This is a genomic window from uncultured Campylobacter sp., from assembly GCF_938018145.1.
Lineage (GTDB): Bacteria > Campylobacterota > Campylobacteria > Campylobacterales > Campylobacteraceae > Campylobacter_A.
In genome coordinates this window covers 1-5,650 of record NZ_CALIII010000160.1, presented here as the reverse complement: position 1 = coordinate 5,650, position 5,650 = coordinate 1, and the positions used below count along the sequence as shown (strand labels likewise).

4 protein-coding genes are annotated in these 5,650 nt (G+C 45.2%); all 4 read left to right on the top strand.

Features of this window, described 5'->3' with window-relative positions; translation table 11 throughout:
* Nucleotides 1-227: 227 nt before the first annotated feature.
* The 4 genes from Q0338_RS03600 (at nt 228) to Q0338_RS03585 (ending at nt 5,646) form a co-directional block, all read left to right on the top strand.
* Entirely contained in the window at nt 228-2,318 is a 2,091-nt protein-coding gene (locus tag Q0338_RS03600; protein WP_298085567.1) for a TonB-dependent receptor, read from the top strand.
* Nucleotides 2,319-2,493: 175 nt separating this feature from the next.
* Nucleotides 2,494-3,123, top strand: a complete 630-nt coding sequence (locus tag Q0338_RS03595) for a MotA/TolQ/ExbB proton channel family protein (RefSeq protein WP_298085566.1) — start codon at nt 2,494-2,496, stop codon at nt 3,121-3,123.
* A complete protein-coding gene (locus Q0338_RS03590; protein ID WP_298085565.1) occupies nt 3,101-3,523 on the top strand; it encodes a biopolymer transporter ExbD in 423 nt (140 codons plus the stop codon). The genes Q0338_RS03595 and Q0338_RS03590 overlap by 23 nt, the downstream gene beginning before the upstream one ends.
* A gap of 50 nt (nt 3,524-3,573) precedes the next feature.
* Complete coding sequence (locus Q0338_RS03585) at nt 3,574-5,646, top strand: TonB-dependent receptor (RefSeq protein WP_298085564.1); 2,073 nt, start codon at nt 3,574-3,576, stop codon at nt 5,644-5,646.
* Nucleotides 5,647-5,650: the final 4 nt, after the last annotated feature.

Below are 5,650 nucleotides of genomic sequence, written 5' to 3'. Positions count from 1 at the left end.
TGTTTTTACGCCAAATTTAACCCTCAAATTTAAACCCTTCCAAGCTTTACCTCGCATCAAATTTATTTTTAAAGCCTTTAAAATTTGTTCTTTAAATTTTACGATTTAAACGCTCAAAATCGTCTGCAAATTTAAACCCGAAATCCCACTCGAATTTCTATTTTATAAATTAAACTTACATAAATTGATTTTTATTATTAATTATGATAAAATCGAAGGGAGTTAAAATGAGCAAAAAAAGATTAGGCGCGCAAGGCGGTAAATTTATACTTTTGTCGCTAGCCGCGGCCGCAAGCCTAAACGCGCAAACCCAAAACGTCACGCTTGACGCCGCCATAGTAACGGCGACTGGTTTTGAAAGCGCGTTAAAAGAAGAGACTAGAAATATATTCGTCGTAACCAAAACAGACATCGAGGCCTACGGCTACCGCTCGGTAAAAGAGCTCGTAGAAAAGATCCCTAGCGTCGATTTCGTCAGCACCTCAAGCCTAGGCGAAAACATAGATATGCGCGGACAAGGCATGCGCGGAGACGGCGCGACGCCAACTATGGCCGTAAAAATCATGCTAAACGGAGTGCCGATAAATATGGTCGATGCAGCGCACGGCATCATACCGCTTGAGATGATCGCGATCGAGGACGTCGAGCAGGTCGAAGTGATGCCGGGAGGCGGAGCCGTGCTATACGGCAGCGGCACTAGAGGCGGCGTGGTAAATATCATCACCAAGCAAAAGCCGCGAGATTTTTTCGCAAACGTGAGCTCCAAGATAGGCTCGTATAGCTACCGCGACGCCGCAGCCACCGTCGGCGGAAACGTGAGCGAGGATCTGTTTTTAAAATTTAGCGGCAAAGCGTTCGGTCAAAAAGGCTACAGACACGACTACAAGGAACGCGGATACTATCTAAGCGGCGGACTAAACTACAAATTTAACGACTCCCACTCGCTAAATTTGACGCCTAGTATATTTAAATCAAAAAGAAACGATCCGGGCACCCTAACCCAAGATCAAGTCTCGCAAAACCGCAGGCAAAACGCAAATAACGGCCTAACAAAGCTTTTTGAAAACGAGAAAATCGACGTTAGCGCCGTTTACGAGGGCAAATTTAACGACTTTTACTCGGTAAATTTGATGCCGTATTATCAAAAAATCAAAATCAAAACCTCATCGACCGAGTCGGCTCGCGGCGTGCGCTATCCGATGGAGGGGCTTTTCGGCGATAAAAAATACGGCGTAAATTTTAAAAACAAGCTCGACTACGGCAGCGGCGAGTTTATCTTCGGCTACGACTACGAGCAAAACAAGGGCGAAAGAGAGTCGCACTACGCCGTGAAAATGTCGCCAGTGATGAGTATGAAGCACGATACGACGCTAGATCTAGAAAAGACCACGCACGCGCTTTATTTTATGGAAAAGCATAAATTTACGCAGGTTTTTGATCTAAGCCTTGGGTATAGATTTGAGCGCGCGCAGTACGAGGCTAGCAGGGTTTCAGATATGAAGGGCTTTAGAAACGGCATGCCTTTTCCTCCGATGACTAGCTACAACGCCATAAGCGACGGCAGAGATATCGACAACCACGCGTTTGAGTTTACGCCAAATTTCAGATACTCCGACACCGGAAACGTATATTTTAAATTTGAGCGCGGCTACATCTCGCCCTCGCCTTCTCAGCTAACCGACAAAGATCAGGTAACCAAGCAGTACAAATTTAACGACCTAAAATCGGAAAAATTTAACACCTACGAGATCGGGCTAAAAGATCACGTCGCGAGCATGCCGGTAAATGCTACCGTGTTTTTAACCGATACTAGCGACGAGATAGCCTATGCCGAGCTCGGAGCCAACCACGGAGACGCTTGGAAATACTACAACATCGCAAAAACCAGACGCTACGGATTTGAGTTTTTTAGCAGGCAAAATCTCTTTGATAGGCTGATTTTAAGCCAGTCCTACGCCTACGTAAACGCCACGATCAAAAAAGGCGATAACGCCGGCAAAGAGGTGCCCTACGTCTCAAAACACAAATTTATATTCGGCGCGGGCTACGAGATCGTGAGCGACTTACACTTGTTTGCGGACTATAAATTTTACTCAAAGAAAAAGGACGTAAACTACGACAACATCTCATCTCGCAGCATCGTGGACGCAGGCGTTTCGTATAAATTTAAAAACGGATTTGGCATAACGGGAGGCGTAAAAAACCTCTTTAACAAAAAATACTACGACTACCAAGGCAAAAACAGCCAAACCGGCATTTACGAGTATAGCCCGGCAAACGAGCGAAACTACTACGTAGAGTTTAAGTACACCTACTAAACCGCTAAATTTAGGGCTCTGTGCCCTAAATTTGCCTTTTTGGGCGCTACGTTTTTCTGCGAAATGTTATTTGGATTTTGTTATCTAACGCTATGAAATCTCGTCAAATTTTATTACCGATTAATGTTAGCGGCGGTATAATAAACAGCTTTTGATAATTAATATTAGGATTAAAATGTTTGAGTATATAGAAGTCGGCGGTATATTTATGTGGCCGATATTTTGCCTCTCGGTGCTCGGTATTGCGGTGCTTCTTGAAAAGGGAGCGTATTTTTTATTTACCGAGATAGACGCGACTAGTTCGTTTAAGATCAAGCTTTGCAATCTCATTTTAGAAGGCGACTACGCAAAAATCAAAGAATTTTGCAAAAGCTACAAAAACTCGCTTGCCAAAACCGCGCTTTTCGTCGCGGAAAATTTAGGCGAAGGCGCGAGCAAAACGCAGATCGACTACATCGCCGAGGAGGCCGTATCCATGCAGCTAACCTCGCTTGAGCGGCGCACGTGGATACTGGGGCTTTGCGCGAGCGCGAGCCCGCAGCTAGGCCTGCTTGGCACGATAGTTGGCATGATAAAGGCCTTTAGCGGACTTAGCGGCGGAGTAGACGCTCCGCTCGTTGCGGTCGGTATTTCCGAGGCGCTTTATACGACGGCTTTTGGGCTTATAGTGGCGATTCCTTGCGTGATATTTTTTCTCATGATTAGCAAGAAAATAGATTTCATCCTAAACGATCTAAACCGCATTATGAGCCTGTTTGGCCGCAGTTTTGAAAGGAGAAGCTGTGAAGTATGTCCGCAGAGATAAGGCCAGATACGCCGGCATCTCGATGTTAAATTTGATCGACGTGATATTCGTGCTTTTGCTATTTTTTATGGTTACGACCTCTTTTAACAAATTTGCCCACATCGACATCGCCCTACCCCAAAGCGCGTCAAATTTAGACGAAAAAGATACCAAAAACGTCGAGGTTTTTTATCTACTTAGCGGCGAAGTGCTTTTAAGCGTAGGCGGCGAGCAAAAAAGCTTAAATTTAGCAGATCTAGCCGCTCAAATCGCAAATTTAACCCCAAAGCAAAAAGAGAGCGTCAAACTAAACGCAGATGAGGCTATAAACTACGGCGAGGTCGTAAATTTGATCTCTATTTTAAAAGATAACGGCACGCAAAACGTCGAGCTAAATATCAAGAAAAAGCCGAAAGGATAGAAAATGAGCCTTGTTTTATCTCCCTGTAAATTTAACCAAGGAGAACAACTATGATTACCAAATCAAGCAAAGGAGCTATCGCGCTTTCGCTGATAGCGAGCATAAATTTATACGCCGCAGAGGATGGCTCCACTAGACTAGACGCCACCGTCATAACCACGACTGGCTTTGAAAGCGCGCTAAAAGACGAGGTTAGAAACGTAACGGTAATAACCGCCAAAGAGATAGAGGACAGGGGATACCGCGATATCAAAGAAGCGCTAGAAAAGGCTCCGGGCGTTAGCCTAAACGGCAACAACGTAGATATGCGCGGACAAGGCTCCAGGAGGAGCTCGTCGGCCAGATCGACCACGACCGTAAAGGTGATGGTGGACGGCGTCGCGCTAAACATGATCGACACTACGCCTACTAGGATCCCCGTAGATATGATACCTATCGAGGACGTAGATAGGATAGAGATAGTCCCGGGAGGCGGCACCGTGCTATACGGCAGCGGCACGATGGGAGGCGTGATAAATATCATCACCAAAAAGAGCAAAAAGAAATTTTACGCGGGCGTCTCTAGCAAGCTCGCTTCCTACTCCTATAAAGACGTAGCCCTAAACGTGGGCGGCGGAGTAACCGACGCACTATCTTTAAAACTAAACGCGAAAAAATCGGACTCAAACGGCTATAGACGCGGAGATAAAACCAAAGAAGACTACGTCTCGGGCGGCCTAACCTATCAGATAACGGACGATCAGGCGCTATCTATAAACTCAAGCTATTTTAAAGACAAAAGCCGCACCACCGGCGCTCTAAACAAAGCTCAGCTAGAGCAGGATAGAAGACAAGCGGGATCAAGTAAAACCGACTATCTAAACAAAAGAGTTAGCGTAAACGCCGACTACTCTATAAATTTAAACGACGAGCTGACGTTTAATCTATCGCCTTATTATCAAAAACTCACCATGGACTCCTATAGCGCCTACAAAGACGGCGACAGCGGAGCGCTAGGACTAACCGACAAACAAGCCGGAGCTAAATTTAAGGGCAAATACGGCTACGGCAGCGGAGATTTTATATTCGGCTACGATTTTTTAAGACAAGAGGCCAAAAGATCTATACTCTCGAAATTTACGAGCAGAAGCGGCCCTATCACTGTAAGCACCGACGTCACGACCAAATTTGACGTAGAAAAGAAAACGCATTCGTTTTACGTGTTAGAAAAGCACGACTTCACCGATCAGTTTTCTTTGAGCGCAGGATATAGACTCGAGCTAGCTAGAAACGACATGGATAGACGCTCACACTCCGTCGTCGCCATGACGCCTGGCCAAACGAGAGTTAACGATTCGTCCTTTAAAGGCAAGAAAAACTCGGACAACCACGCTTTTGAGATAACGCCTAGCTTTAAATACTCCGACACCGGCAACGTTTATTTTAAATTTGAGCGCGGATTCGTCTCACCCTCGCCCGTTCAGTTTGTAGATAAGCCAAACAGAACCGACTACGTAGTAAATAATCTAAAATCAGAAACCTACCAAACCTACGAGCTTGGCGTTAGAGATATGATCTATGATAATTTCATAAGCGCGACCGTGTTTTTAACCGATACGAAAAACGAAATTTACACCAGAACGCTCACGAACAGCATAATCGACGGTTGGTTTTTTATAAATTTAGACGACGTCAGGAGATACGGAGCCGAGCTCTACGCCGAGCAGCAAATTTTAGACAATCTAAAAACCAGCCAGACCTTCTCCTACGTAAAAGCCGAATTTAAAAAAGGTAGCAACAAAGGCATGGAGGTGCCGACCGTGCAAAAGAGCAAATTTGTCGCTAGCATCGACTATGAGCCGATCAAGGATCTAAATTTACTCCTTGACGTCAAATACCTATCAAAGCTAAAAAGAGCTATCTACTCGGGCGTGACAGACATATCCGGCTACGAGACGCAAACCGTATCCAGAACGCTAGTGGATCTTGGGGCGAAGTATAAATTTAAAGGCGGATTTTCGGTCTCTGCGGGAGTTAAAAATTTATTCAACAAAAAATACAACTCCTATCAAAGCGAGCTAGAGGACATATACGAGCCCGCCGACGAGAGAAACTACTACGTAGAGTTTAAGTATGCCTACTAAAAAC

Excerpts from the sequence above, each read along its gene's own strand:
- Q0338_RS03585 (WP_298085564.1), top strand. The coding sequence starts at position 3,574 with ATGATTACCAAATCAAGCAAAGGAGCTATCGCGCTTTCGCTGATAGCG.
- Q0338_RS03600 (WP_298085567.1), top strand. The coding sequence starts at position 228 with ATGAGCAAAAAAAGATTAGGCGCGCAAGGCGGTAAATTTATACTTTTG.
- Q0338_RS03595 (WP_298085566.1), top strand. The coding sequence starts at position 2,494 with ATGTTTGAGTATATAGAAGTCGGCGGTATATTTATGTGGCCGATATTT.